This window comes from Blastopirellula marina (genome assembly GCF_002967765.1).
GTDB lineage: Bacteria > Planctomycetota > Planctomycetia > Pirellulales > Pirellulaceae > Bremerella > Bremerella marina_A.
On the sequence record NZ_PUHY01000010.1, the window covers coordinates 409,028 to 433,232 of the forward strand.

General features: G+C 54.7%; 21 protein-coding genes. 7 read left to right on the forward strand and 14 right to left on the reverse strand.

Annotated features, from left to right (window positions below; genetic code table 11):
- Nucleotides 1-47 precede the first annotated feature (47 nt).
- The gene (locus C5Y83_RS12645; RefSeq protein WP_105330103.1) at nt 48-1,040 is read right to left on the reverse strand and encodes a DUF1559 domain-containing protein; all 993 of its coding nucleotides are present in this window, start codon (nt 1,038-1,040) and stop codon (nt 48-50) included.
- Nucleotides 1,041-1,497: 457 nt separating this feature from the next.
- Between C5Y83_RS12645 and C5Y83_RS12650 the strand changes: the two genes are divergently transcribed.
- Complete coding sequence (locus tag C5Y83_RS12650) at nt 1,498-2,337, forward strand: alpha/beta hydrolase (RefSeq protein ID WP_105330104.1); 840 nt, start codon at nt 1,498-1,500, stop codon at nt 2,335-2,337.
- Between the two features lie 5 nt (nt 2,338-2,342).
- Here the strand turns inward: C5Y83_RS12650 and C5Y83_RS12655 are convergent, their stop codons facing one another.
- The 3 genes from C5Y83_RS12655 to C5Y83_RS12665 form a co-directional block, all read right to left on the reverse strand.
- On the reverse strand, nt 2,343-3,608 hold the full coding sequence (locus C5Y83_RS12655; protein WP_105330105.1) for a glycoside hydrolase family 71/99-like protein: 1,266 nt from the start codon (nt 3,606-3,608) through the stop codon (nt 2,343-2,345).
- 41 nt (nt 3,609-3,649) lie between these two features.
- Complete coding sequence (locus C5Y83_RS12660) at nt 3,650-5,362, reverse strand: di-heme oxidoredictase family protein (protein WP_105330106.1); 1,713 nt, start codon at nt 5,360-5,362, stop codon at nt 3,650-3,652.
- Nucleotides 5,363-5,568: 206 nt separating this feature from the next.
- The gene (locus C5Y83_RS12665) at nt 5,569-7,008 is read right to left on the reverse strand and encodes a di-heme oxidoredictase family protein (protein ID WP_105330107.1); all 1,440 of its coding nucleotides are present in this window, start codon (nt 7,006-7,008) and stop codon (nt 5,569-5,571) included.
- A gap of 200 nt (nt 7,009-7,208) precedes the next feature.
- Here C5Y83_RS12665 and C5Y83_RS12670 point away from each other — a divergent pair, with 200 nt between their 5' ends.
- Together C5Y83_RS12670 and C5Y83_RS12675 are read left to right on the forward strand one after the other, a co-directional pair.
- Nucleotides 7,209-7,610: a methionine-R-sulfoxide reductase gene (locus C5Y83_RS12670; protein WP_105330108.1), complete on the forward strand. Its 402-nt coding sequence runs from the start codon at nt 7,209-7,211 to the stop codon at nt 7,608-7,610.
- A 32-nt stretch (nt 7,611-7,642) separates the two neighbouring features.
- Nucleotides 7,643-8,269, forward strand: a complete 627-nt coding sequence (locus C5Y83_RS12675; protein WP_105330109.1) for an SGNH/GDSL hydrolase family protein — start codon at nt 7,643-7,645, stop codon at nt 8,267-8,269.
- Nucleotides 8,270-8,280: 11 nt separating this feature from the next.
- On the opposite strand, the gene C5Y83_RS12680 is transcribed toward C5Y83_RS12675, so the two are convergent.
- Nucleotides 8,281-9,132: a HEAT repeat domain-containing protein gene (locus C5Y83_RS12680; RefSeq protein ID WP_105330110.1), complete on the reverse strand. Its 852-nt coding sequence runs from the start codon at nt 9,130-9,132 to the stop codon at nt 8,281-8,283.
- A gap of 281 nt (nt 9,133-9,413) precedes the next feature.
- Here C5Y83_RS12680 and C5Y83_RS12685 point away from each other — a divergent pair, with 281 nt between their 5' ends.
- Nucleotides 9,414-10,301 carry a LysR family transcriptional regulator gene (locus C5Y83_RS12685; protein ID WP_105330772.1) on the forward strand — a complete coding sequence of 296 codons (888 nt, stop codon included), beginning with the start codon at nt 9,414-9,416 and terminating at the stop codon, nt 10,299-10,301.
- Between the two features lie 12 nt (nt 10,302-10,313).
- Here the strand turns inward: C5Y83_RS12685 and C5Y83_RS12690 are convergent, their stop codons facing one another.
- Nucleotides 10,314-10,790, reverse strand: coding sequence for an MgtC/SapB family protein (locus C5Y83_RS12690; RefSeq protein ID WP_105330111.1), 477 nt, complete (start codon nt 10,788-10,790; stop codon nt 10,314-10,316).
- A 135-nt stretch (nt 10,791-10,925) separates the two neighbouring features.
- Nucleotides 10,926-12,035: a PDZ domain-containing protein gene (locus tag C5Y83_RS12695; RefSeq protein WP_105330112.1), complete on the reverse strand. Its 1,110-nt coding sequence runs from the start codon at nt 12,033-12,035 to the stop codon at nt 10,926-10,928.
- Between the two features lie 164 nt (nt 12,036-12,199).
- On the opposite strand from C5Y83_RS12695, the gene C5Y83_RS12700 reads away from it, so the two are divergent.
- Both C5Y83_RS12700 and C5Y83_RS12705 read left to right on the forward strand, forming a co-directional pair.
- Entirely contained in the window at nt 12,200-13,144 is a 945-nt protein-coding gene (locus C5Y83_RS12700; protein ID WP_105330113.1) for a GNAT family N-acetyltransferase, read from the forward strand.
- A gap of 448 nt (nt 13,145-13,592) precedes the next feature.
- Nucleotides 13,593-15,014: a DnaA ATPase domain-containing protein gene (locus C5Y83_RS12705; RefSeq protein WP_105330114.1), complete on the forward strand. Its 1,422-nt coding sequence runs from the start codon at nt 13,593-13,595 to the stop codon at nt 15,012-15,014.
- Between the two features lie 177 nt (nt 15,015-15,191).
- On the opposite strand, the gene C5Y83_RS12710 is transcribed toward C5Y83_RS12705, so the two are convergent.
- Complete coding sequence (locus C5Y83_RS12710) at nt 15,192-15,959, reverse strand: DUF6690 family protein (protein WP_105330115.1); 768 nt, start codon at nt 15,957-15,959, stop codon at nt 15,192-15,194.
- Between the two features lie 84 nt (nt 15,960-16,043).
- Between C5Y83_RS12710 and C5Y83_RS12715 the strand changes: the two genes are divergently transcribed.
- Complete coding sequence (locus C5Y83_RS12715) at nt 16,044-17,279, forward strand: class I SAM-dependent methyltransferase (protein ID WP_105330116.1); 1,236 nt, start codon at nt 16,044-16,046, stop codon at nt 17,277-17,279.
- 15 nt (nt 17,280-17,294) lie between these two features.
- On the opposite strand, the gene C5Y83_RS12720 is transcribed toward C5Y83_RS12715, so the two are convergent.
- From C5Y83_RS12720 to xseA, 6 genes are all read right to left on the reverse strand, one after another.
- A complete protein-coding gene (locus C5Y83_RS12720) occupies nt 17,295-18,404 on the reverse strand; it encodes a hypothetical protein (protein WP_105330117.1) in 1,110 nt (369 codons plus the stop codon).
- A gap of 80 nt (nt 18,405-18,484) precedes the next feature.
- Entirely contained in the window at nt 18,485-19,375 is an 891-nt protein-coding gene (locus tag C5Y83_RS12725; protein WP_233207203.1) for an NAD(+)/NADH kinase, read from the reverse strand.
- Nucleotides 19,376-19,473: 98 nt separating this feature from the next.
- The gene (gene dxs, locus C5Y83_RS12730; protein ID WP_105330119.1) at nt 19,474-21,375 is read right to left on the reverse strand and encodes a 1-deoxy-D-xylulose-5-phosphate synthase; all 1,902 of its coding nucleotides are present in this window, start codon (nt 21,373-21,375) and stop codon (nt 19,474-19,476) included.
- 5 nt (nt 21,376-21,380) lie between these two features.
- Nucleotides 21,381-22,277, reverse strand: coding sequence for a polyprenyl synthetase family protein (locus C5Y83_RS12735; protein ID WP_105330120.1), 897 nt, complete (start codon nt 22,275-22,277; stop codon nt 21,381-21,383).
- 85 nt (nt 22,278-22,362) lie between these two features.
- Complete coding sequence (xseB, locus tag C5Y83_RS12740; RefSeq protein WP_105330121.1) at nt 22,363-22,737, reverse strand: exodeoxyribonuclease VII small subunit; 375 nt, start codon at nt 22,735-22,737, stop codon at nt 22,363-22,365.
- A 107-nt stretch (nt 22,738-22,844) separates the two neighbouring features.
- Nucleotides 22,845-24,089, reverse strand: coding sequence for an exodeoxyribonuclease VII large subunit (gene xseA / locus C5Y83_RS12745; protein WP_105330122.1), 1,245 nt, complete (start codon nt 24,087-24,089; stop codon nt 22,845-22,847).
- Nucleotides 24,090-24,205: the final 116 nt, after the last annotated feature.

Sequence of the window (24,205 nt, forward strand, 5' to 3'; positions counted from 1 at the left end):
GGCGTCTTGAATTTGCTAGATGACAATCAACATCAAACGCGCGGCGATTAGTATTCGCCAACCACTCGGCCGTCGAAGCGATTCAACAGCATTTCGTAGGTGCTATCGGTAGCACCGCCGATGTTGTCGTTGATGTTTTCGCTCAGGAAGTGAACCGAACCGTCCGCAAAGACGAATTCAGCACCACCTGGGTGATTGCTGGAGAAACCTTGGCGACCATCGTTGTCGTTACACCCGCTGCCGCAGGTGGCGGTTTCGTTGATGTGAGGCTTTCCACCACCGACAACGGTGATGAAGCCGTTATTGAAGTCGTGGTTGTTTTCGACGTCGGCGTTACCGTTGTGACCGTAGATGACGCCAGCCCCTAGTTCCGTACCCATCAACATCCAGGCACGTTCACCGATCATCGCGGTATTGCTCGTACCGTCGGTGACGTCACGCATAGCCACACGCACACGGCTGTTGCCTTGGACGTTGGTGCCGGGAACGAACATGCCATTGTGCGTCGAGCTACGATCGATATCGCCAGCCGAGTTGACACCGATATAGTTGGACAAAGCCAATTCGTGATCGGGGCTGCCCTGGTTGATGCGGTAGTGCGTATTCAGGTCAGGGCCGGTGTCGGAAGGGCAACGAAAACCTTGGATTGGGTTCTTCAGCACATTCAGCTTCACGGTGTTGTTGACCGCTTCGTGCAGACGCTGCGGCGAGCTTGGCTGAAGGGCGTCGTAGGTGGTGGTTTGTTCGATGAACGGCAGAAGCAGCGTGCCCCAGCTCCAGCTCGAATGCGAACCTTCGTCACCGCCGTTGACTTCATGATCGTAGCTGATCGCTGGAAAGGCCTTGAAGGTGTCGTGATAGTTGTGCATTGCTAATCCGAGTTGCTTCAGATTGTTGGTGCACTGCATACGACGAGCTGCTTCACGAGCTTGCTGGACAGCCGGCAGCAGGAGAGCGATCAAGACACCGATGATGGCGATCACAACTAGCAATTCGACCAGTGTGAACCCACGACGGGATCGGGTTTCGTAACGCGACATTACAGGAACCTTTCGACAGAGATTGGAAGAGGAGATTGAATCGTCGAGCCGATACGGCCCCCCTAGAGGCAATAAGGGAGGTTATCGTTTGCTCAAAAATGAATAGCGCAACCAAAAAACACAAAAAAACACATGTTTCTTAAATTTCATTGCTATATCATTCGCGCCGCTAATTTATCATGTGTCTACATTTCTTAACACACTCGAGTACCTTTATGTACGATTAATGCGGCTTTCCCCATCACTGATGGGTCATGCGTCAGATTATACGGACAAACGATTTGCTGACATGGCCGATTCTCTTAAACACTGAGAATTATTGCTAGAAATCTGCTGCCATTTTTCCCACCAAGCGAAACACCTAGTAGTTATGTGGGGAACCTGATTGGCTCACCCAAGTGGAATCGATTAAGATCAACATTCACCTACTACTCCCAAGCTTCTGTGCGAGATCCTCATGCCTAGTCGAATAATCCCCTTAACGTTAACCCTTGTATTTGCTGTTGTTTCGCTGCTCAGTGCTGCCAAACCATCTGGCCAAGAGCAAGTCTACAAAGAGGTCGATGGAAGAAAGCTGAAGCTGTACGTCACCAAACCGGACGGCTGGCAGAAAACCGATAACCGACCAGCCGTCGTTTTTTTTCATGGCGGGGGTTGGGTTGGTGGTGCGCCTGGACAGTTTACTGAGCACAGCAAGTATCTCGCGGAGCGAGGCATGGTTGCCATTCAGGTCGAATACCGTTTGCTAGACCGCAAGAGTAACGATCCACCCACCCAATGCGTTGAAGATGCCCTGGATGCGATGCGTTGGGTCCGTTCGCACGCCACGGACCTTGGGATCGATCCCAACCGGATCGCGGCCGCTGGAGGTTCGGCTGGCGGGCATTTGGCCGCGTATCTAGGAACCGTAAGTGTGCGTCAGTCAGGCGTATCGACGAAGCCAAATGCGATGATCTTATTCAACCCGGTTTATGACAACGGGCCAGGCGGCTGGGGGACGCAGCGGGTGAAGGATCGTTATACCGAATTTTCACCAGCGCATAACATCAGCGAGGATGACCCACCGCACATCGTTTATCTCGGTTCACAGGACAAGCTAATCCCAGTTGCCACGGCTGAGAACTTCCAGAAGAAGATGAAGGAAGCAGGCGTGACCAGCGAACTGCGAATCTACGAAGGGCAGGGGCATGGCTTCTTTAATCATGGCAAAGACAACAACCGCTGGTACGATGCCACGATCGAAGAGACCGATAAGTTTCTGACCTCGCTGGGGTGGCTTGAGCCAAAAACCAAATAGCCGCCCTAATTGGGCGTGATAGGCAACTTCTCAGTAATCGGTATCTCGCCCCGAATCATCTTGGTCGCCTCGCCGGTGAGGCGTAAGTACCAGTCGGAAGGCAGGCCCTCGTACGTTTTGAAGTGGGCCTGCTGCGGCGGGTTGTTGGTTACCTTGTAAATGGCCGTGGCTTCATCGACCTCGTCAAACATAGCGACATAAATCATTCCCGTCTTCAGCTTGGCCGCCGCGACACATTGCTCCCAAAAGAACTCGCCTCCGCGCCGATCGATCGTTGCTCCCTCGGCATTCGCCCCCTTTAGATTCGTCCAGGCAAACCCAGGGTAGACCACCGGAAGATAAGCGACCCCAGCAGGGCCGGTCACCTGGATGTCGTCTTTCCAAACTTCGGTATTGGCGACTTTCTTTCCTCGACGCTGGACAACATTGCCGTGATTCCAGGGGCTGAGGACCTCCAGTTTGCGAAATGCTGCGGCCCAACGCTGGTCCCCTTCGCGCTGCCAGTTCCAGGGACATCCGCCAATCACGGTCGCTTGATACGGACCTTCCTCATGAAAGAAATCGATTAGCTGATGCGCGATCTCAGCGTCGAAACGATCGGGGTAAAGTCCCCAGATGAAGACGACCGGTCGACCCTCATGATGCAGGTAACGCCCATCACTGGTGACCTTGCGTTGGTTGACCAATACCTTCCAATCGGAAGTCAATCGTTCGACGATTCGATCGGCGGGATAGCCTGAAAGGTCGTAGCAAACGCCGTACACACGGCCCGTCTTCTCGGCCGCGGATCGTACATTTTGCAAGATTGAATCAAAGGAAGGTTGGCGTAGATTCACCAGGAAGCGCTGAACGAAGACCCCATCGATGCCATATTGCTGCATCCACTGAAAGTGTCGGTGAATCGTTTTGGGTTTCGCACCACTATAAAGGTAGGCCTGACTTCCATCGGCATGAGTGAAGCCAGGGACCGCGAACTTTTCTTCGGGGGTGAACTCGCTTAAGTCGGGCCACATCTCGAAGGTTAGCGACTCCGGCGAGATCGAACGACGTCGGCTCCAGTGTAACCAAGCCGAACTCGTGCCGTCGTCGGGACAGCGAAACCAGCCCTGATAACCACATAACGCCTTGCCGTTCAGGGTCGTGGCATCCACCATCGTATCCGTCTGGGCGAGGTCTTGACCGCTGGTTGCACAGGTGAGCCACGCCCATAACAAAACAACGCAGCCGAGCTGAAGAGCTCGGCTGCGTTTCCATGGATTGCCGATCGACATGAATTGTCTTTCCGTTCCAGATCACAAAAGCCTGGGTAGCACTAACTGCCAGCCCCCAAGCTTTCGATTGTACCTGACGAAAACGCGGAAATCTTGTCGCCGGTTGCTGGTTCGGAGTTTTCATCGCCAGCGATGTGGTCGGGCACTTTTTCGGCTGACTTCGGTGCTTTCAGAGCTCCCAGGAATTTCAGAATGCTGGTTTGCTGCTCTTCCGTCAGTTGCGAGAAACGCATCATCGAGGCATACGCTTCGCCGCCATGCCATTCGATGGCCGCTCGCAAGGTGTCAGCACGTCCATCATGCAGATACGGAGCCGAATCGGCGACGCCCCACAGGGCTGGCGTGCGATATTCCTTGTAGTGATTCTGTTCTTCAATCGAGTCGAACTGAATCGTTTTCGTATTTGCCAGAATGTCGTCATCATACTTGGACGAGTAAGGATTTGGCGGAGCTTGTGGTGAGAACTGCGTGCGACGCGGATCCATTCCGTAGTAAGGAGGCATGCCGTTCTCTGCGACGAACTTGTCGTAAACTTTGATCGACTCGGCCTTATGCTCTTCAAATTGAGCTTTACCCACGGTGTTGTATTCTTCCGCGGATGCCTTATCGGCGTTGTAGCGATCTTCGCCACCGGTTTCGATCACCACATCACTGATCCCGGCGACAACGCGGAAGGATGGAACTTGCTTGGCGGGAATCGGATCTTCGAAGGACGATCCCATGTTGTGCAGCAGGAAGTCGGAATAGACACCGTCCAGTGTGCCGACATTTTCGACATGGCACTCGGCACAGCCGACCTGGCTGAACAGCAACTTACCTTGAGTGACGTAGCTTCGTTCGTTGGGATCGTCAGGAATCACCAATTCAGGACGTGGCAACGATCGGACGAAGGAGATCAAATTGCTCGTCTGTTGAGAATCGAGGTCAGGATTCTCGATGCGATAATCTAGCTTCATAGGATTGGGAGCCTGATTCATCTCCGCAACCTGCAAGCCAAGCTCTGCCGCACAGGCTCCTTTGATGAACATGTCGAGATCGTTCATCTGACCTCGCCAACCGTATCGGCCGGTGAAACGGCCCGAGACGCCCGAAGAGCTTCCTTTTTGCGACTCCGCAATCGCGACCAAGTCGGTATCTTTGATGTGACGGTCGATCAGGTCGACACCGTATAGCTGTGGCGGGTTTCGTTCCGCGATCGCGTATTGCAGATCTTTCTTGAAGCCAACCAACTTCAACGGAAGCTGCGAGATGAACGATAGATTTCGTCGCTTCATCATTCGGCGAATACGTGACCGGGAGTCGATCGACATTTCCAACGGCGTGGTTAGTTCGTTGTAGATGTCGTCATATCCCGAAGTGGTGTTGTGCCGGTGAAGCACGACACCCAAGTAGTAACGATCGAGCGAGTCGACAAACATCGGGTGAGTTTCTTTCAACCGATTCAAAAACGATCGTTCGTTGCGAACGGTCGGTTCACCAGGTTCCGGAATCACCGCCAAAATTTCGACGTTATTGGCCTTCCCGCCACTTCCTCCGACACCAGATTGGCCATGGCAGGCGACACAACTGGTCGCGTTGTAAACAGGTCCCAATCCATCGCCATGCGGGCTGAGTGGATCATTAGGTTGCCACTCGTGGACAAAAAGATCGCGACCTGCGGTGGCGCGTTCTTCAAAATTGTGGGTTTGAGCGTTTACCAGCGTTACGGCGAACGCGGCACATAGAAAGCTGAGGGCACTGACGGGGCGCGACATCTCGAAATTCCCTTCCTGGAGAAACACCAACGAAGCGGTACGAATCCCCCTCTGTGTAGGCAAAAAACACTGAGCATGCAAACATTTTGCAAAGGTATTTGCACATACACTTTTAAGTGCTTTTCTCGCGGTATTTTCACTGCGCGAAACAGGCCAGGTCAGCCATAAATAGCATGGAGATAGTCACCTTTACCAAACGGATCGACTTAGCGGTCAAGCGATTCATCCAGAGAAGCAGTCGCCGAAATTCCTGGCGGGGCTTCTTCGGCCGATTTAGGTGCTTTCAAAGTTTGTAGAAACTGAATCAGGCTGTACTGATTCTCTTCGCTCATCAAGGCAAACCGACGGGCCGAAGTTCTCGCTTCGCCGTCATGCCATTCAATTGCCCCACGCAGAGAGTGTGCGCGACCGTCGTGCATGTATGGGGCGGAATCGGCAACACCCCATAGCGGCGGCGTGCGAAACTCCTTGTGATGGTCCTGGTCAACAGCCAACAAAGGAGACGGTTTTCGCCGCACCATACCGTGATAGCCACTGATGACATCCATATTCTCGCTGATGGTAATCTCAGGCAACGGCTCAGCTGGGATCGGGTCTTCAAACAGACGTCCCATGTCGTGTAACAGAAAGTCGGAGTAAACCCCTTTGAGCGTCCCAACGTTCGAAACATGACACTCAGCACAACCCACCGCAGTGAAGAGCTGTTCGCCCTGAATGATTTCCTGCTTTTCTTCGTAGTTCTCGGGAAGGACTTGCTCCGGTCGTGGCAGTGATCGCACGTATTGAATAAGCGAGTCGACCTGCTCGCCGGTCAGATCGCTTCCTTCCAATTCATAATCAGGTTTCAGCGGGTCCTTGGTTTGATGGAATTCGTGAACTTGTAGGCCAAGTTCTGTCGCGCAAGCTCCTTTGATGAACAGATCGAGATCCTTCATTTGGCCACGCCAACCGAATCGCCCTGACTTGCGACCTGAGACCCCGTTGTTACTGGCTTTCTGCATTTCGACCAACGCATCGAGATCGGCATCGCTGATCTTTTTATCGATATCGTTCACACCGAACAATTGCGGCGGATTTCGTTCGGCCATGGCATATTGAATGCCTTCATGAAACATCACGAGATTCAGCGGCAACGCATCGATCAAGGGTAGATCGCGGCGAGTCAGCATCTTGCGGATGCGCGCCTTTGACTGGGTCGTGGTCGGTAGGGTAGCGGTCACATCAGCGTGCTTGCTGGCGTAATCGGGGTTGGTGCTCTCGCGATGTAACAAGACCCCCAGGGAGAAACGACCTTCCTTATCGACAAAGTCAGGGTGCATCCGATGAAGGTTGCCGAGGAACTTCTTCGCGGTTCTTTCCGTGAAATCACCGGCTTCTGGCAAGAACGAGAGAAACTGGGCATTGTGCGTTTTGTCACCACTACCGCCGACACCCCCCAGAGAATGGCAATTCACACAGCCTTTGCCATTGAACAGCGGGCCGAGGCCGTCGCCATTGGGGCTGAGAGGATCATTCGGCTGCCATTGGTGAAGAAACAGTTCTCGACCTTGGGTAGCGTTGTCCTCTTGTTGCTCGAACTGAGCCTGAACGGTTGTCAGCAGAGAGAAAACCACCATCAAGCTGTAGAAGCAAGTCCGCCTAGCCATACGATTTCTCTTGCCTGATCGATTTTGAGAAGAGAAGGGTTCCGTGTCTTTATGTTTAGGGGATTGCGCCGAGAGATGCAACGAATTTGCGACTTGGCGGTAACCTAAGACGGATTCTATCGCCGATTTTCCAGTGGTCACTTCTCGTTAGAATAAAGAAACGATCGCTTAGCGTACTAACCCAGAGGAGCTCAAGCTCGATGCCCCCAGAATTCAATGAACTGAACGACGCGGAAGAACATGTCATCCTGAGAAAGGGAACCGAACGCCCCTTTACGGGTAAATATACCGATTGGAAAGCACAGGGCACCTTCATTTGCCGTAGGTGTAACTTGCCGATTTACCACTCCAACAACAAATTTGACAGTCGCTGCGGTTGGCCCAGCTTCGACGAGCACTTGGAAGAATCGGTCGAACGTGTCCCAGACGCCGACGGGCGGCGGACTGAAATCATCTGTGCCAATTGTCATGGGCACTTAGGCCATGTGTTCGAGGGGGAGGGATTCACACCGAAAGACACACGTCACTGCGTAAATTCGATCTCAATGCGGTTCGTACCCGATGGCGAACCACTTCCAGAAGTGATTGTCAACAAAGACTAGTTGGCTAACTCTTTGATTGAGGGAGATGGAAGATGTCGGGGCATGTTGTCTTGCTGGGAGATTCGATCTTCGATAACGCCTCTTACGTTTCCGGCGGGATGTCGGTGATCGACCATCTTCGTCGTCGCCTGCCCAGTGGTGGTAAAGCCAGTTTACGAGCTGTTGATGGAGCGTGCGTCACCAATGTGTACCGGCAGTTGGAACAACTGCCGGCCGACACCACGCACTTGGTTTTGAGCATCGGAGGTAACGACGCTTTATTTGCTGCCGGGGATCTATTTACCGAGGATCCTCAATCGATGGCGCGCTCGTTGGAGCGTGTCGCACAGGTGGTTGATCGATTCGCCCAGGAACATCGCGAGCTGTTACTCCATTTGAAGCAGCTCGAGAAACCGCTGGTCGCTTGCACGGTATACGACCGCATCCCATCGCTCAGCCGGGAAGAACGAGCTGGTCTGAGCGTCTTTAACGATGCAATCACTCGCAACATTTTCCGCGTTGGGGCAACGATGATCGACCTGCGACTGGTTTGCGACGACTCGCGCGATTACGCCGAAGTCTCCCCGATCGAGCCGTCCTCGCAGGGAGGTGAAAAAATCGCCCGAGCAATTGCTGACGCGATTCTGCAGATCGGTAGCCCGCGGCGTGTGATTGTGTAAACGGTCGGCAGTCACGATTTCATTACGCTGGGATCGAGAATCGTATGCCCAGCCCAGTTCGCGTCGCCTCCGTCGGCGATTTGCTGAAACACCATGATCCGCTCGATACGGCAAGTTGGATCTACGTAGGCCACTTCAATCTCGAAGGGCGCCTTCAAGCTGGTCTCTAGATCCAACTGCGACATCCAGCCGAAGCCCATTTTATTAAGGGGAACATGGGCGTAACGTTCGGTGTTCTGGATACGACCTTCCGGATCGAATGGAATCTCTTCGGCGTTTACCTGGCCGGTTAATTTTCCACGGCTGGTCACTTCCTCGAACTTTCGAGCCGGGGTCCCCTGAATCTGTCGCACGACCCAATCTCGCAAGACGTTCGTCATCGCATCTAACGCGCAGTTAGACGGAGTATGCCCAAGCTCGTCGACATCGTGATCGTTTTCAAAAACCTGGTATAGCGCCGGCAACACCTCGACGACGCCGATCCTACCTAACGCACTCGCTGCCGTCCCGCGAACCTGGCAATCGGGGTCGTACTTCAGCCGGTTGAGCAGCGCGAACTCCGCTTGAGCGTCCCCATAATCATGCAAGCAACCGCACACGACCCAGCGAACGACGATCGACGGATCGTCAATAAAGCGAAGGATCGTTTTCGTCGCGTCGCTACCGTAGAGGCGAGTTACCATTTCAACCGCTTCGGACCGATCCTCTTCGTTCGATAGCTGCATGCGACGCTCGAAACAGGCCAGCACTTCGTCCCGGTCGCAAGCAACTAACTCGCGGTGAAGTCGGCGATAGTTATCGGGATCGGTCACGATCTGTGGCCGTGCTTTCAGGAACTCTTCCACACGTTGCGAGATATCCACATGCTCCTCAACTTGGAAAATGGATGGGCACTTCAAGTCGTCACGATCATTTCAATGGAGCATTCTGATGAAATCTGCCCTGTTTCCTGTCTTAAACGATCATGCTGCGTTCTGTCCAGCTACGGACGACACAATCCGATAAATCGGTGCTTTCCTCGAACAAACACCCGTAGCTACCGAACTCCAACCAGAGCAGGGGTACCCATGGCCATGCACACATCGCATACTAGACCACACGCACAATGCACTTGACGCATCGTCAGTATTATCGAAAGAAGCAAGTGGACATCGAGCAACTGCAACAGTTTTTGAAAGTCGCCGAACTGGGCAACTTCACCCGAGCAGCGGAAGTGCTCAGTATTTCGCAGCCGGCGCTCAGCCGTTCGATCGCGCGGTTGGAAGAAGAGCTAGGGCAACCTCTGTTCGAACGACAGTCACGGAAGGTCGTTCTGACCGATGTTGGGCACCTGCTGCAATCACGAGCACATCGCATCGTTTCGCTTGTCGAAGACACGAAGGCCGAGATCTGCGACGACGGCGAGAGCGGGCGAGTTCGCTTGGGCGCGATTCCGACGATTGCACCCTTCTTCCTTCCAGAAATGCTCAGCCCGTTTGCCAAGGCATTTCCTAAGGCCCATCTCACCGTGCAGGAAGACACCACCGACAATCTCCTTCGCCGGTGCCAACAAGGAGAAATTGATCTGGCGATCCTGGCGCTACCAATCTCGGCCAAACATTTGGAGATTGAACCACTGTTCGAAGAAGAGCTTCTCTTGGTGTTACCGGTCGAACACCCCCTGTGTGCCAAGAAGCAGATCAAGCTGGCCGATGTCGAGCCATTCCCGTTTGTCTTGCTGGACGAAGCACACTGCTTATCGGATAACATCGTAACGTTCTGCCGGCATCGCTCTTTCAACCCGATCTCCGTCGAGCGAACCAGTCAACTAGCGACCGTTCAGGAACTAGTTTCGATGAACCACGGGGTGTCCATGATTCCCGCGATGGCCAAAAAACTTGATTCAAGCAATCGGCGTGTCTACCGATCGTTAGCGGGCACGAAGCCTACCCGGAAGCTCGCCATGATCTGGAATCCGTATCGCTTTCAATGCAAGCTGTTGGAACGGTTCAAAGAACACATCCGGGCCTTCTCGCAAACCCATCAGCCGTAATGCTTCGCACGACTAATCTTCTTCACCGAAAAGCGTGCGTTCGACATAGCCCATGATGACCAGTGTTCCCCACGCCAATAACACGGCCATGCAGGCAATGCCATAGTAACCGATGCCGCAGGCGGTTCCGGTGGCCGCCGATACCCAAATGGTTGCTGCCGTGGTCAACCCATGCACCCCACCATGTGCTCGGATGATCGAGCCAGCGCCGAGAAACCCGACCCCGCCGATGATCCCCGCAACAAGGCGAAATACATCGATCCGTAGCCAACCAGGATCGTTTTCGCCGAGTTCGGCGGTGAAGCTCATGCCGATCACCATGATCGTGGCAGCGCCCAACGAGACCAGCATATTGGTTCGCAGGCCTGCCGGTTTATCGTGCTTCTCCCGATTCCACCCCAGCACCGAGCCACAGATGACCGCAAACAAGAGTCGTAGGAACGCGTCGAGATTGGAGGTGACCGTCGCAATGAGAAGAATATCGAACATGAAACAGCTTTCTGGGGGCGTGTGGGACTAACCCAATTTTAACACGCTCTTCACTTCGCAAGAACGTGCCCCAGCGCAGCAAACGAGGGCTTCGATTGAAGCCCTCGTTGCGTTGTGCGGATCATGCGAAGTCACTTACAAATCGGCGCCGCCTGACTTGATGGCTTTCAGCTCTTCGCGAAGTTGACGAACTTCCTGTTCAAGCTCACGCACACGTCGACTCAGCGATTCGACCTGCTCCGGCGTTACAACTTCGCCGCTGACGCCCGCATTGCCGTCGATTCCTTGTAGAGCATTCTGAAGCAGTCGCAGGGCAGGGCGGTCTTCACCCATCGATGGACTACCAGCTTGCGGTGTGCCGGGCTGTGGTGGCATATTCCGTGGGTCACCATAATACAGATTAGTCGACTCCATCCGGTTGCCAACGTAGTAGTTCACCCCAATCCAGCGATCGTCGGGCGAGTTGCGAACCATCTGAATCAATTCGTTGGCATCGTCCACACGACGTCCGTCGTAAGCGACAATCACCGCTCCTACAGGGATACCAGCTTGATCGGCAACTCCACCAGGGCTGACGCTTTCGACGAAGGCACCACGACGAATCGAGACACCGGTTTGGGCACGCAGTTGATCATCGACGGGAAGTACGCGCACACCAAGCACGCGACGACCACCTGTCGGGGCGGCGGCCGGAAGCTGCTCTGGACTTGGCATGGTTCCTTCAACACCGAGCGGATCATACGGTTGCCCTGGGTCGGTCAATGGTGGCGGAACCGGAGTGTCACTTGGCTGACTTCCGAGAACGACATTCAAATCCTTGGATTGGCCACTTTGCACAACCTTCAAACTAAGCTTGTCCCCCGGCTGCTTACCGCTCATCCATTTGCCGAGGTCGTTCAGTGTTTGGAATCGCTGACCGTCAACTGTGACGATTAGGTCCCCCTTCTTCAAACCAGCTCGATCGGCAGGACCGCCTGGATTGACCTCGGTGACGATAATCCCTTTCTGATTGAGAAGGGGATCGTTTTCCGATTCATAGGTATCAAGCATCGCGCCCAGGTAGGGACGTCCGCTTGTATTCGCGGGTGGTTGAGGATCGGCTGGGCGATCGGGCAGATTGTTTTGCACACGATCCAGCAAGTTATTTAACTTGTCGAGTGCCCCCTGAGCATACGCTCCATGAGGAAATGCCAGCAGCATGCCACCTAGCATGATTGCCAGCCCGAAATTCGTTAGCGACCTCATAACTACCTCCCTCTCAATCGTGATCACGGCGAATTGGCCGTAAGAGACGCCTTGTTAGTTGGTATTCTCCCGAATCCACCCCATCAAGGAAAGGTAAACCGGCCGATTCGAGGCATGAATTTCCCTGAAGACAGATTTCCGCGTCCTTGTTACGCTTAAGGGCTATGGATAGGCAAGGTTCAGAACAATTCGAGATCGGTCGGGCATCGCCGCGACATCAAGGAGCCGCGTTATGGTTGGCCACCGGTGGTCGATCTCGGCATGTGAACCGAGGCCGAGTTACGGCCCTTCTGGCTGCGGAGAAGGAAGGGAAGATCAGCCTGGATGGTCTGCTTTCCGCGACCAATAACAATCGCGTCGTCGCCGCGACGTGGTGCCTCAATCAGCCAGGAAAGATCGCCACGATCTGGGGACCAGGATTGATCTCTGGCATACCGGACACCCTGGCGGATGAATTGGTTACACGATCGGTCAAATTTGCCCAGCAATCGGGTAGCCATCTCGTGCAGAGCCTGGTTGGTGCCGAAAACCCTGCGGCTGGCGAGCACCTGACGCGGATGGGATTTCGAGCGATCACGTTGCTCGATCAATTGCACGCATTCCTTGACGACCTGAACGTTCCTCCTCCAACCGATCGGCTCTCATTTATCCCTTGCGAAGACTTTCGCCGTTCAAGCTTCGAGAAGCTTGTGGCCAATACGTACGATGGCAGTCTCGATTGCCCCGAGGTCGACGGGCTTCGTCAGATCAGCGATGTGCTAGCCGGTTACTACGCCACCAGCAGCCAAAACACGGCCCACTGGTACACCATCAAACAGGGGGGCGATACGGTCGGGGTAACCATCTTGGCACATCACACTGCCAACCACCAGTTGGAACTAATTTATTTCGGTCTACTGCCTACGTTCCGGCGGCAAGGTCTGGGAAGAGAGATCCTTTGCTTTGTGATCCAGCAAGCGAAGCGGTTGGGCTGCCAATCGATTCTGACTGGGGTCGATCAACGCAACACGCCTGCGATGGTCCTGTACCACCAGTTTGGGTTTGGTCTGTCCGATTCCAAAGAGCTGTATCTGAAGCCGCTCGCTTCGCTCAATGTGGCCGTCGCTTGACTTGCGATTCGGTAGCCCGCTTACCGACCCTTCCTAGATTCTTCATAAAGCGTGACCAACCGTGTCAAGCGGTATGATCCGGTTTTTGGAACACGTAACATGTTTCTTTTCAATGAGATAGAAACATCAATAGTTACCTTCTTGAATGCGTTTCCCCAGGATTCGACATATTTTCCACGCCTCTGTTCAGATCATGTTAGAAAAAGGGAAAGCCGCAATTCGATGTGAATCTCCGAGAAATGAGGGGCTTTCCGCAGGCGCGTTTTTCCCCTGCCACTTTTTTTCTTCCAGGGGTTCGTCGAGAGGTTTGACAGGGGTGCTAGCTTGCATACAATCGTCCTCCACGCGGCTGTTGATGCCGCCTGTATTTGCCTCTCGCCCGTCTGGGGTTACTAGGCGATTTTCGGATTGGGAATCAAGCCTTTTAACTCGCTGAAAGAGTCAGCCTGTGGTCACGGAAGACATCGAAATTCTGCCCGCGTTGCGTCTTGCAATGATCGAAAGGGTAGGACAAGATCGCTTCGATCTTTGGTTCGGAAACAACAACACTCAGCTCCGCGTGAGCGAGGGTTGTTTGCTGATCGAATCGACGAGCCGTCTGAATCTCGATTTCCTCCGTAAGAACTTCCACGAAGCCGTTTGTCAGGCCTTATCCGACGTACAACTTTCTGGTCACCAAGTCATCTACCGCGAAGGTCAAGTCCCCGCCAAGAAGGCGCAAGGCCCAAGCCAACAACGCGCGGAGAAAAAGATGCCAGCCACCGCCAAGCCGGTACGTGCATCTCAACCTACGACTTCGAGTAGCGCGAGCAGCCCCAGCAGCTTGCCGCGCCGCCGGTTTGCCTCACTGAAAGAATTCGTCGTCAGCGATTGTAATTCGATGGCGAAAACGGCAGCGACCATGGTACTGCAGCAGCCGGGGCAGATCTCGCCCCTCTATATCCATGGCCCATCTGGTAGCGGCAAAACTCATTTGCTGGAAGGGATTTATGGTCTCGCCCAGCAGCGTAAGGAACTTGGCCGCGTTGTTTATCTATCGGCTGAACAGTTCACGACGTTTTTCCTTGAAGCACTGCAATCGTCCGGTGTCGCCAGTTTCCGCCGTAAGTATCGTGATGTTGGTGTGCTGATTATCGACGACGTGCAGTTCTTCGCTGGCAAACGAGCGACGAAAACAGAACTGCTCCATACGCTCGATGCGATCAATCGTCGCGGCGGCCAAGTAATTCTCGCTGGCAATCAGCGTCCGACGGAATTGTCGGCACTGGGTACCGAACTGGTAGCACGATTCTCGAGTGGTTTAATCTGTAAGGTCGATCCGCTGGACGACCTTTGCAAAGAAACACTCGTTCAACGCTTGGCCGAGAAACGCGGCGTTCCGCTGAACGAACCGATCACGCATTGGCTGACACGTCAGTTGCCTGGTGAAGGACGGCTTATTTCCGGTGCGATCAATCGGTTATGGGCCTTTAATGCGGTGCAAGGGAACTCGCTGACGATTCCTGTTTTGGAGAACCTGTTGGCCGACTTGATTCCACAGCGCAGCAGCATGATGCGACTGGACGATGTCGAAGAAGCCGTTTGTCGCGTCTTCGGTGTTGATACCAAGCTGTTGCGTTCGCAATCGAAGTCACGCCGAGCAAGTAACCCGCGAATGCTGGCGATGTGGTTGGCTCGTAAGCACACCGGCGCGGCGTTGTCAGATATCTGCCAACACTTTCACCGTAAGAGCCACAGTACCGTGATCTCGGCTGAGAAGAAGGTCAACAAGTGGCTTTCCGATGAATCGATCGTGCAGATTGCCGATCGTTCGCTGAAAGCCAAAGAAGCCATCGAACTGGCCGAAGCGGAACTACGCACAAGCCGCTAGTTGGTCCTGCGGTAATTGAAAGTCTTGGCTACCTTTGAGAGAGAGCAGGAGCTCCTTTCAGATAGACTTCCGCTTGACCACGGACTTGACGGATGCGCACGGAACGAAGGCGTTGACTTAGTCGACAGCCGTTAATTTGTTGTCCGTGCCCATCCGTCAAATCCGTGGTTTCTCATCTTACTGGAAGCCCCAGCGACCAGCGTGCTTGTCGTGATCGACTAGCTTGGCCATTTCCGGGCTAAGCGAGTAGTACCGAGAAGGACGGTTGATCTCGAGATCGATCTTCAACCGTGTGTGCGGCAAGTTCTGATTGACGACCGGCGAAGGCTCGGCCCGGAATACGCTCACCGGCTCGCCGTTCCATTTCACCATGTACAGCGAGCCAGCCACGGTGGGCTCGGACTCGAAGTTGTAATGCTGCGTTAGCGTAGAAACCAAGCGACGTTCGTCACCGGTGGTTCCATGGAATGTGATTCGCTGCAGCTGCTTATCTTTGTCGAAGTAGTAGGTCAGCGAACCGGCAATGTCATCGACTCGTGATCCACTCACCAGCGGAACCCGCATCCCTTCAAGATTGAGGTCGGAAAGCGTGGTGCTGACATGCGGCCACGTTTCCATAATCCAGCGTGGGGTCGCGTTGAAATTGATGAAGTGGTCAAACTCTTGAAAGATCGGAGCCGCGAGTGGCTGTGAGTTCGATCCACCAAGCGCACTTCCGTTGATCGACGGCATGCCGGAAGATGTTTGGGCTGCGATTAGCCCTTGGCCAGCTTCAATCGAAGCATCCGGTGCATCGCCTTGCGAAGCGGAGCCGGTTGGCAGATAGCTCTGGGCTTTGTTCCAATAAGTCGACACCGACTCGCGCACGTCTGGATTATAATAGCCGTACGGCACACCAAAACTGGCGGCTGCGGCTGTCCAAAACATGACGGTTCGACGAAACACCTCGGTTCTCCTTTCCCAGATTGCGTGCGTCTAGCTGTATTCATCGAGCGCCAGCCAGCTAAGTCATGAATGCCATGCCAGCACATGCTAGAACCCGAGCCGCCGCCACGTCTTTCCCAGCACGACAACATGGAATCTTCCGACCAATCGACATCCCTTAACGTCTCCATCTGGCTTACATCGAAGGAAGCGGCCGATTGGTTTGCCTGGTTAAGCGAGAGCGATCCCAATGCCATCTCGACGCTGAAGAAACTGCGTGATTCATTGACGGCCGAGCAAACTCAGGCCCTGCTTCGCCAAATCGAGCTCCGTCGGCGAGGTATTAAAAAGTTCTCGCGTGCCGAGCAGATGTTCTTCACGCGTATCGGTTACGAACAGTCGACCGACGAAGCGATCGCGGCATACAAAGCCGAAAAGTTTCCCTCAAGCCAACCGCTGGCTGATCTCTGCTGCGGAATCGGCGGAGACTTGATTGCATTGGCTCAGCGCGGGCCAACCACAGCGGTTGATGCTTCGGAGGAACATCTTTGTTTCGCTGCCGCCAACGTTTCTACCTATGGCGCAAAGCTTGCCGACACACAGTGCTGCCTGGCCGAAGAAGTCTCGCTGGAAGCATTCGCCGCATGGCATATCGATCCCGATCGCCGCAGCGACAACCGCCGCACAATTCAGCTGGATAACTTTAGTCCGTCCCTCGCGCAGTTGGAAACAATGCTGCGGCGCAACCGCAACGCCGCTTTAAAGCTGGCCCCGGCAAGTTCGCTTCCTTCAGAGTGGGAAGCGGAAGGGGAGTGCGAATGGATCACGCACCATCGTGAGTGCAAACAATTGGTAGTCTGGTTGGGTGAGCTTGCGATTCAACCTGGCGCTCGCCGAGCAACCCGTCTCGATAATAACGGTCAGGCAGCATCCTACGTTGGCGTGCCTCGTCCACCGAGTCCGGCTACGGAAATTGCGGCGAGCCTGTTTGACCCAGATCCTTCCTTGGTTGCCGCGGGCATGGTCGATACCTTGGCAGCTGAATTGGGGCTGGCGCGAGTTTCCGCACAATCGCACTACCTGACGGGCCCCTCAAACGTTGACCACCCGTTGCTATCGAAATTTGAGGTCTTGAACATCGAGAAGATCGACACGAAACGTTTAAAGAAAGCCGTTCGCAAAGCAGATTGGGGAACGCTGGAACTCAAACAAAGAGGCCTCGAGTTGAAGCTCGAGGCCTTACTGGTTCAATTGAAATCTCGCAGACCGAACACGGGTACAATCATCTTCACTCCGACCGTCGATGGCAATCGAGCCCTCTTTTGTCGACGTACCGGATAACCGCGAACATTCCCCTTAATTCTCTTTCGTTTCCGGAGCAGTCAGTGCCGGAGCTTCCGCAACCTCGGCAACCGGTTCTTCTTCCGCAGGCTTGGTTGTCGGATCCGCTGGCGTTGGCTCGCCAGCAAGGGTATCCTCGGCTGGTTCATCCTTCGGCATTTCCTGCTTAGCTGGCTCTTCGGCAGGCTCAACTTTTTCTTCCGGCTTGGTCGTGGGATCGGCAGGTGTCGGCACGTTTTCCGCTTTAGGTGGCGTCAGCTTCATCGCCTTCGGTGCGGCCGGCAATGAGGCGATCTTCTTCGGAGCGGAATCGACCAGTTCTTCGGTCATCCGTCCGAGGTAGTTCATCACGCTTTCTTCCCCTTGGAAACCGATCACGGTTTCGTCGAGGTCGATCTGTTGCGAAAGGATGCGACCTTGCTCGATATCAAAACGAAGCTTGCCCTTTGTTAGTTTTTGGATCAGTTCGACCTTCAGCATCGGGTCGTCAATCGGAGTGAGGACTTGTGTTTCCGTGGTGATGGTCGCGACCCCAGCACTCACGTTCACCAAACGAAAGACCTGACGCGTTTTGATTCGTTTCAGTGATCCGTTGCCGGCCCGAACGGTCAGATCGTCTGGCGAATACCAGGCGGCACCTACCGCGATGGGATCTTCTGGGAGGATGGCCAAGATTTGCGATTCGCTGCTTGGCGTGCCACCAAGATGCTCGCGTTTGACCAAGCGACCTTGACGATCGATGGTGATTCGCGAAAGGGGCACACCCACACTCTTAGAAGCTTGAGCGTAGATCGCAGGTGGCAATTCATCAGTTTCGCTGTTGTACGAAACTTCGGGACGATCGGTAACCTTCTGCCACATGTTGATGTTTTCGACCGAGTGGACGAACGTCACCAAGCCGTCGTCATCGACCTTTTCGACTTGCCACTTGCGCGTCGAAATACTGCGCGACTGGGCGGTTTGCTTGACACCTTTGATCTTGGTATCGACCGTCGAGAGGTGGGTAATCTTTGAACGAACCACGTCCCCTACGGCGAACTTGTATTCGAGCTTGACGGTGGCATCGTCAGCGATCGCAGCCGCAGCCACGCCCAACAGAATCGCGATCGTCGCGAAGAATTTCATGATTGCATCCTTGCAGTTCAGGTCATTTTTGAACGGTGTTCCGATATCATCCGGGGGCAGCGGAACACTTCAAACTTCGGCTACCGCCCATGGTCGATTTGACCGCCCCAGCCTAGTTTTTCGCGGAGCGTGCGGTAGTAATTGTGATCGTGGGTCGCGACGAGCTTGAACCTGGGTTCCGCTTGATCGACCCGGACGCGATGGTCGCTGGTGATCGGACTGAGGACGCGACCGTCGACAACGACCGACATTTTTCGATCAGCACCTCGCAGATGCATCTCGAAGCATCGATCTCCCGTATCGACCACAGGCCGCATCGTCAGGGTGTGCGGATTGATCGGACTGACCACGAACGCCCGCAGATCGGCCCGCAATATGGGGCCACCAGCAGACAAATTATGGGCCGTCGAACCGACCGGTGTGCTGATGATCAAGCCATCGCAGCTATATGATGTCGCTAACAGTCCATCCACGTAAAGGTCAATCGTGCGGATTTGGAACGGCGGACCGCCGAGAATCGCCATTTCGTTCAATCCGATCCGCTCGGCAATGACTTCGTCGTTCTGCAGAACCTGGCAGCGGAGCATCATATGCTCGAGAATCTGACATTCTCCAGCGACCAATGAGGCCAATTGATCGACGAAAACCTCTGGGGTAAACGTCGTCAGAAACCCGAGATTACCCATATTCACGCCAATAATTGGCGTTTGGTTGTATCCCATGCTGCGTGCGGCGCCGAGGATCGAGCCGTCGCCACCTAAAACAATTGCGAAGTCCGCTTCGACCTGAGAAAGATCCGACTCCCAGTTCAAGTCGGTTAGAACCACTTCGGCGAACTGCGGCAACACATGCAGCAGTCGCTCGGTCTCCTCCTGCACGTGAGGCCGATTGCCGGCTCCCAGCAGCATGACGCGTGGCTTTTCCTTGCCAACCCAGTCAGGTGTTTTTGGACGCGGAGGAGTCAAAGTCATGGGAGGGATGCCCGGGTAAGGTCCAGGAGTGCGGATTACGCCCGTAAATGAAGTCGACGACCGCATCTCGATCCGCCGATTGCGGACCTTACGGGATTTTAATGAGAGGACGAAACCTTTCGCTCCGCGCCTGCCAATTGTCGGCAAACGGTGGCAATGCCGAGCGAATCGAGTTGCAACTCGGCCAAGATTTCGGCTCTATCTCCATGTTGCACGAAGACGTCGGGAATTCCAAGTCGCTTTACGTGACTTGCGTCGACCCCCGCATCGGCGGCTTGTTCCAGAAGGGCACTGCCGAACCCGGTCAGTAGGGCTCCTTCTTCGACCGTGATCACAAATGGCGACTCACGCAGAATCGGGAGGATCGTTTCGGCGTCGAATGGCTTTACGAAGCGAGCATTGACCAACGTGACGTCGAGCCCATCTTTGGCCAGCATTTCTACAGCCTTCTTCGCATCGGCAAGTTGAGCACCGTAGCAAATCACTGCACCATCTTGGCCACGTTTCAGAACTTCAGCTTTGCCAAGCTCCAGTGGGGTACGATCTCGCTTGATGTTCTCGGCGTTGGTCTTCGGATAACGAATCGCGGTCGGATGGTCCGCGTCGACGGCAAACTGGAGCATCTCCGTTAGTTCGTCGGCATCGCCCGGGGCCATGACAATCATGTTCGGGAACATCCGCATGTAACCGACGTCGTACATACCATGATGTGTCGGACCATCGGCAGCCGTGATCCCAGCGCGGTCCATGGTGAAGACGACTGGCAAGTCTTGCAGAGCGACTTCCTGGAAGACCTGATCGAAGCTCCGCTGCAGGAATGTGCTGTAGATGTTGACGATCGGACGAAGCCCAGCTTTCGCCTGACCAGCGGCAAACGCGACCGTATGCGATTCGCAGATACCGGTATCGAAGAAGCGGTCGCCAAACTCATCACGGAGCGGCTCCATCTTCGTCCCTTGGCACATCGCTGCCGTCAGCACGGTGACTTTGTCGTTACGCCGCATCACGTCAGCGATCGCATCGCGGGCGTAATTGGTATAGGCCTTCGAGCCTTCTCGCTTTTCTTCCGGTTTCGCTTCGCCTGGCTTACAGATCGCAGGTGGCGTGTGATAGTAGACCGGATCTTCCGCGGCTGGATCGTAGCCGTGTCCTTTTTCGGTCACCACATGTAGCAGGGTTGGTCCCTTCTGCGTCTTGACCATTTCCATGTACTTCCGCAACAGCGGAATGTTGTGGCCATCGATTGGTCCGATGTAGTTGACACCCAGTTCTTCGAACAGCATTCCGCCGTGAAGCCCCGCTTTGACGCCTTCTTTGAGTTGCGCTAGGAAGCGTTCGGTCGGGTCGCCGAAGACCGGGACCATGTTCAACGCCTTGACGATCTCGTGCTTGAATCCGGTGTAGAAGGAATTCATCCGCAACCGATCGAAATAATCAGCGACACCACCGACTCGTGGGCAGATTGACATCTTGTTGTCGTTCAAGATGATGAGCAGGTTGCCCTTAAGCGTCTTGGCATTGTTTAGCGCCTCGAAAACCATCCCGCAAGGGAACGCGCCATCGCCAATCACCGCGACCGCGTGACGATCGCCATGACCGGCCAGGTAGTCGCCGCTGGCCAACCCCATAACGGTCGAAACACTGGCACCTGCGTGACCCGTCATGAAGAGGTCGTAATCGCTCTCATTGGGGTTCGGGTAGCCCATCAGGCCGCCCTTGGTCCGCATCGTGTTGAACTGATCGTAACGACCCGTTACCAGTTTGTGCGGATAGACCTGGTGCCCTGTATCCCAGATCAAACGATCCTGTTTGAAGTCAAACGTTCGGTGCAGCGCAATACACAACTCGACAACACCCAAATTGGATGCAAAGTGCGCAGTCCGAGTCGCCACCAAGTTGCATAACACCTCGCGAATCTCGCCAGCCAACTGATTCAGTTGGGCGGTGTTGAGATTCTGCAAGTCTTCCGGCGATTTAATCGAGGGGAGTAGTTCCGCCATGACGATTAATGGTTCCTTTCCAGGACGTAGTGAGCCAGGGAAATGAGTGCGTGCCCCCCGCAGGGAAGGGTGGTTGCGGCGTCACTCGCCTGATGTATCAATTGTTCCGCCTTGCGTCGGCTCTCTTCAATACCCCAAATCCCAGGAAAGGTCATCTTTCCCTTCCCAGCATCTTTGCCTACACGCTTGCCCATCGATTTCTCGTCCCCTTGGACGTCGAGCAAGTCGTCTGTGATCTGGAAAGCTAAGCCAACCGCGTCTCCGTATTGTGTGAGAGCATCAAGCAAGGATTCGTCCGCATCGGCCACAATTCCGCCTAAGCGAAGCGAGACAGTAATCATGGCTCCGGTCTTGCGGCGGTGAATCTTCGCCAGGTCGTCTGCCGTTCCCGGTAGTGACTCGAACTGCAAATCATCGACCTGACCACCGACCAGTTGGCTCGCACCGGCCGCGTGGGTTAATTCGCGTAAACAACGTCGAGATTGGTTGGCGTCCGGGATTTCTGTCGCTAAAACCTCGAAAGCTCGCGTTAACAGTGCGTCTCCCGCCAAGATGGCAGTCGCTTCATCAAACTGGCGATGGCAAGTCGGTCGCCCGCGACGTAAGTCGTCGTCGTCCATCGCCGGTAAGTCATCGTGAATCAATGAATAGGCATGGATCATCTCGACGGCACAGGCCGGAGCAATCGCATTGCTTCTATCGGAACCGCACGCCTCGGCGGCCAGCAACGCCAGAACAGGGCGAAGCCGCTTGCCCGGAGCGAGCAAACTGTAACGAATTGCGTCGCGCAAACGGGTCGGACAGTCGTCGTCGAATTCAGTGAGTCGAGCGAGTGCGGCATCAACCTCAGGTCGAAGACGTTCGGCAATTTCGAGAAACGTGTCCGTTGACACTTCGGCCATGCTCATTCCTGCGCGCTTATAAGACTACGGGGCAACGGCACTTACTTCGTGGCCTCCCAGCCGCCTTCCGTTGCAAGGTCCTATTTTAGAACAACTTGCGACCTTCGTCCACGTTATCCGTGGTCGATTTCCCTCCAGATTTCTTGGAAGCGCCCCTCCGTTTGGCCCGTGACTCAGCCTTTTCGTCGAGCGACATTTGCTCATCCTCAAACGGCTGGGTAACGGGGTTCCCTTCCGCATCGACGCCTGAGAGCAATTCGATCTTCCTTTCGGTCGATTTGAGAACCGTGTGGCACTGCTTGAGGACTTCGATCCCACGCTGATACTTTTCCAGGGCCTCGTCCAAGCCTAACTGTCCTGTTTCCAGCTGTTGAACAATTTGTTGCAGTTCGGACAAGCCTTGCTCGAATTTCGGTGCGGATTCGTCTGGCTGGCTCTCGGGGGTCTTCTTCTTAGCCAATGGGATGTCCTAGGTTGGGGGCCCTCTGCGGGGACCGAGTTGCGACTGTTCTGAATATTTGGCTGTGCTGCCCGCGACAGAATGGTTCCCACAGCCGAAATTACGTTCTACGACTCGTTTGGTTCAGTCGATTCGACACGGCTGCGAATTCTTCCGTTCGGGAGAATTGTTTCGATTTCATCCCCCGGCTGAACCTGATCGTGCTCACGAATCACTTCCTTCTCGGTCGTGCGCGTGACTGAGTAACCGCGCGCAAGCACGGCTAACGGTGACATGGCTTCCAGTTGGGCTGATCTCCGTGCTAAGGCTTCTTGCGCGTTTTGCAGCCGGCGCCGGATGGCCCGTGTTGCGGCGGCATCTAAGTCGTCGAGGGTCCGCTGGTGATCGTGCACCATTTCAAATGGATGGGTGAACACACGATTTCGAGCAAGCAGTTCCAACTTGGCCGCGGCACGATCGTAGGTCGTCCGTAAGCCGGTGGCCAGACGCTGCTGAAAGGTGCCGAGTCGTTCTTCAATTTCTGCCATCGAAGGAACGACCAACTCAGCTGCTTCGCTCGGAGTTAGTGCCCGGACGTCGGCAGCAAAGTCGGCCAGCGTGACATCGATTTCGTGGCCGACGGCCGAAATCGTCGGGATTTCGGAAGTTGCAATTGCCCGCACCACGACTTCTTCATTGAAGCACCACAAGTCTTCCATGCTTCCACCACCACGTCCCACGACAATTACATCGGGACGCTCCGTGAGCAGATGAGCCCGATGAATTCCGGCGGCGATCTCCTGAGCCGCTCCTTCCCCTTGAACACGTGCCGGAATGACCAACACCTCGACATTCTTCCAGCGACGGTTCATCACCTCGAGGAAGTCGCGAACGGCCGCCCCGGTGGGACTCGTGACGAAGGCAATACGACGAGGAAACTTCGGCAGCGGCCGTTTGCGATCGGCATCGAACAGGCCTTCGGCCGATAATTTCTGTTGTAACTGCCGCAATTTCAGTTGCAGGGAACCAACGCCACGCGGCTCAATTTCCCGGATCACCAGCTGGTAACTGCCACGGGGTGGGTAGACATCAAGTTGCCCGTGGCAAAGAACTTCCTGACCATCTTCCAGATCGAAAGGTAGCTTCGCAGCTGTGTTCCGCCAGATGACCGCACGAATCTGGGCTTCGTCATCTTTGAGCGTCAGATAGACGTGCCCGCTACGAGGTTGCGACAGATTCGAGATCTCTCCAGCCACCCAGACCGGAGGGATCGCCATCTCAAGCGTTCCCTGAATGAGTGACGTCAACTGCGAGACACTCAGTACCGGCGGTTTGTCTCCTGGTTCTGGCCAGCCTTCGAGTTCGGCATCCATGTCGACAATAAAATCCCGGAAAAAACAGCATTCTGAGAGCACACGTGTGAGGTCTCGATGATAGACCAGAACCGACGATTTCGGAAGGTACGCGGCCTCAGGGAGAGGACATCGAG

What these genes read in the sequence shown, in the direction of transcription:
- C5Y83_RS12645 (WP_105330103.1), bottom strand. Translation starts at nt 1,040, where the DNA reads ATGTCGCGTTACGAAACCCGATCCCGTCGTGGGTTCACACTGGTCGAA.
- C5Y83_RS12650 (WP_105330104.1), top strand. Translation starts at nt 1,498, where the DNA reads ATGCCTAGTCGAATAATCCCCTTAACGTTAACCCTTGTATTTGCTGTT.
- C5Y83_RS12655 (WP_105330105.1), bottom strand. Translation starts at nt 3,608, where the DNA reads ATGTCGATCGGCAATCCATGGAAACGCAGCCGAGCTCTTCAGCTCGGC.
- C5Y83_RS12660 (WP_105330106.1), bottom strand. Translation starts at nt 5,362, where the DNA reads ATGTCGCGCCCCGTCAGTGCCCTCAGCTTTCTATGTGCCGCGTTCGCC.
- C5Y83_RS12665 (WP_105330107.1), bottom strand. Translation starts at nt 7,008, where the DNA reads ATGGCTAGGCGGACTTGCTTCTACAGCTTGATGGTGGTTTTCTCTCTG.
- C5Y83_RS12670 (WP_105330108.1), top strand. Translation starts at nt 7,209, where the DNA reads ATGCCCCCAGAATTCAATGAACTGAACGACGCGGAAGAACATGTCATC.
- C5Y83_RS12675 (WP_105330109.1), top strand. Translation starts at nt 7,643, where the DNA reads ATGTCGGGGCATGTTGTCTTGCTGGGAGATTCGATCTTCGATAACGCC.
- C5Y83_RS12690 (WP_105330111.1), bottom strand. Translation starts at nt 10,790, where the DNA reads ATGTTCGATATTCTTCTCATTGCGACGGTCACCTCCAATCTCGACGCG.
- C5Y83_RS12695 (WP_105330112.1), bottom strand. Translation starts at nt 12,035, where the DNA reads ATGAGGTCGCTAACGAATTTCGGGCTGGCAATCATGCTAGGTGGCATG.
- C5Y83_RS12700 (WP_105330113.1), top strand. Translation starts at nt 12,200, where the DNA reads ATGGATAGGCAAGGTTCAGAACAATTCGAGATCGGTCGGGCATCGCCG.
- C5Y83_RS12715 (WP_105330116.1), top strand. Translation starts at nt 16,044, where the DNA reads ATGCTAGAACCCGAGCCGCCGCCACGTCTTTCCCAGCACGACAACATG.
- C5Y83_RS12720 (WP_105330117.1), bottom strand. Translation starts at nt 18,404, where the DNA reads ATGAAATTCTTCGCGACGATCGCGATTCTGTTGGGCGTGGCTGCGGCT.
- C5Y83_RS12725 (WP_233207203.1), bottom strand. Translation starts at nt 19,375, where the DNA reads ATGACTTTGACTCCTCCGCGTCCAAAAACACCTGACTGGGTTGGCAAG.
- dxs (WP_105330119.1), bottom strand. Translation starts at nt 21,375, where the DNA reads ATGGCGGAACTACTCCCCTCGATTAAATCGCCGGAAGACTTGCAGAAT.
- C5Y83_RS12735 (WP_105330120.1), bottom strand. Translation starts at nt 22,277, where the DNA reads ATGGCCGAAGTGTCAACGGACACGTTTCTCGAAATTGCCGAACGTCTT.
- xseA (WP_105330122.1), bottom strand. Translation starts at nt 24,089, where the DNA reads ATGGATGCCGAACTCGAAGGCTGGCCAGAACCAGGAGACAAACCGCCG.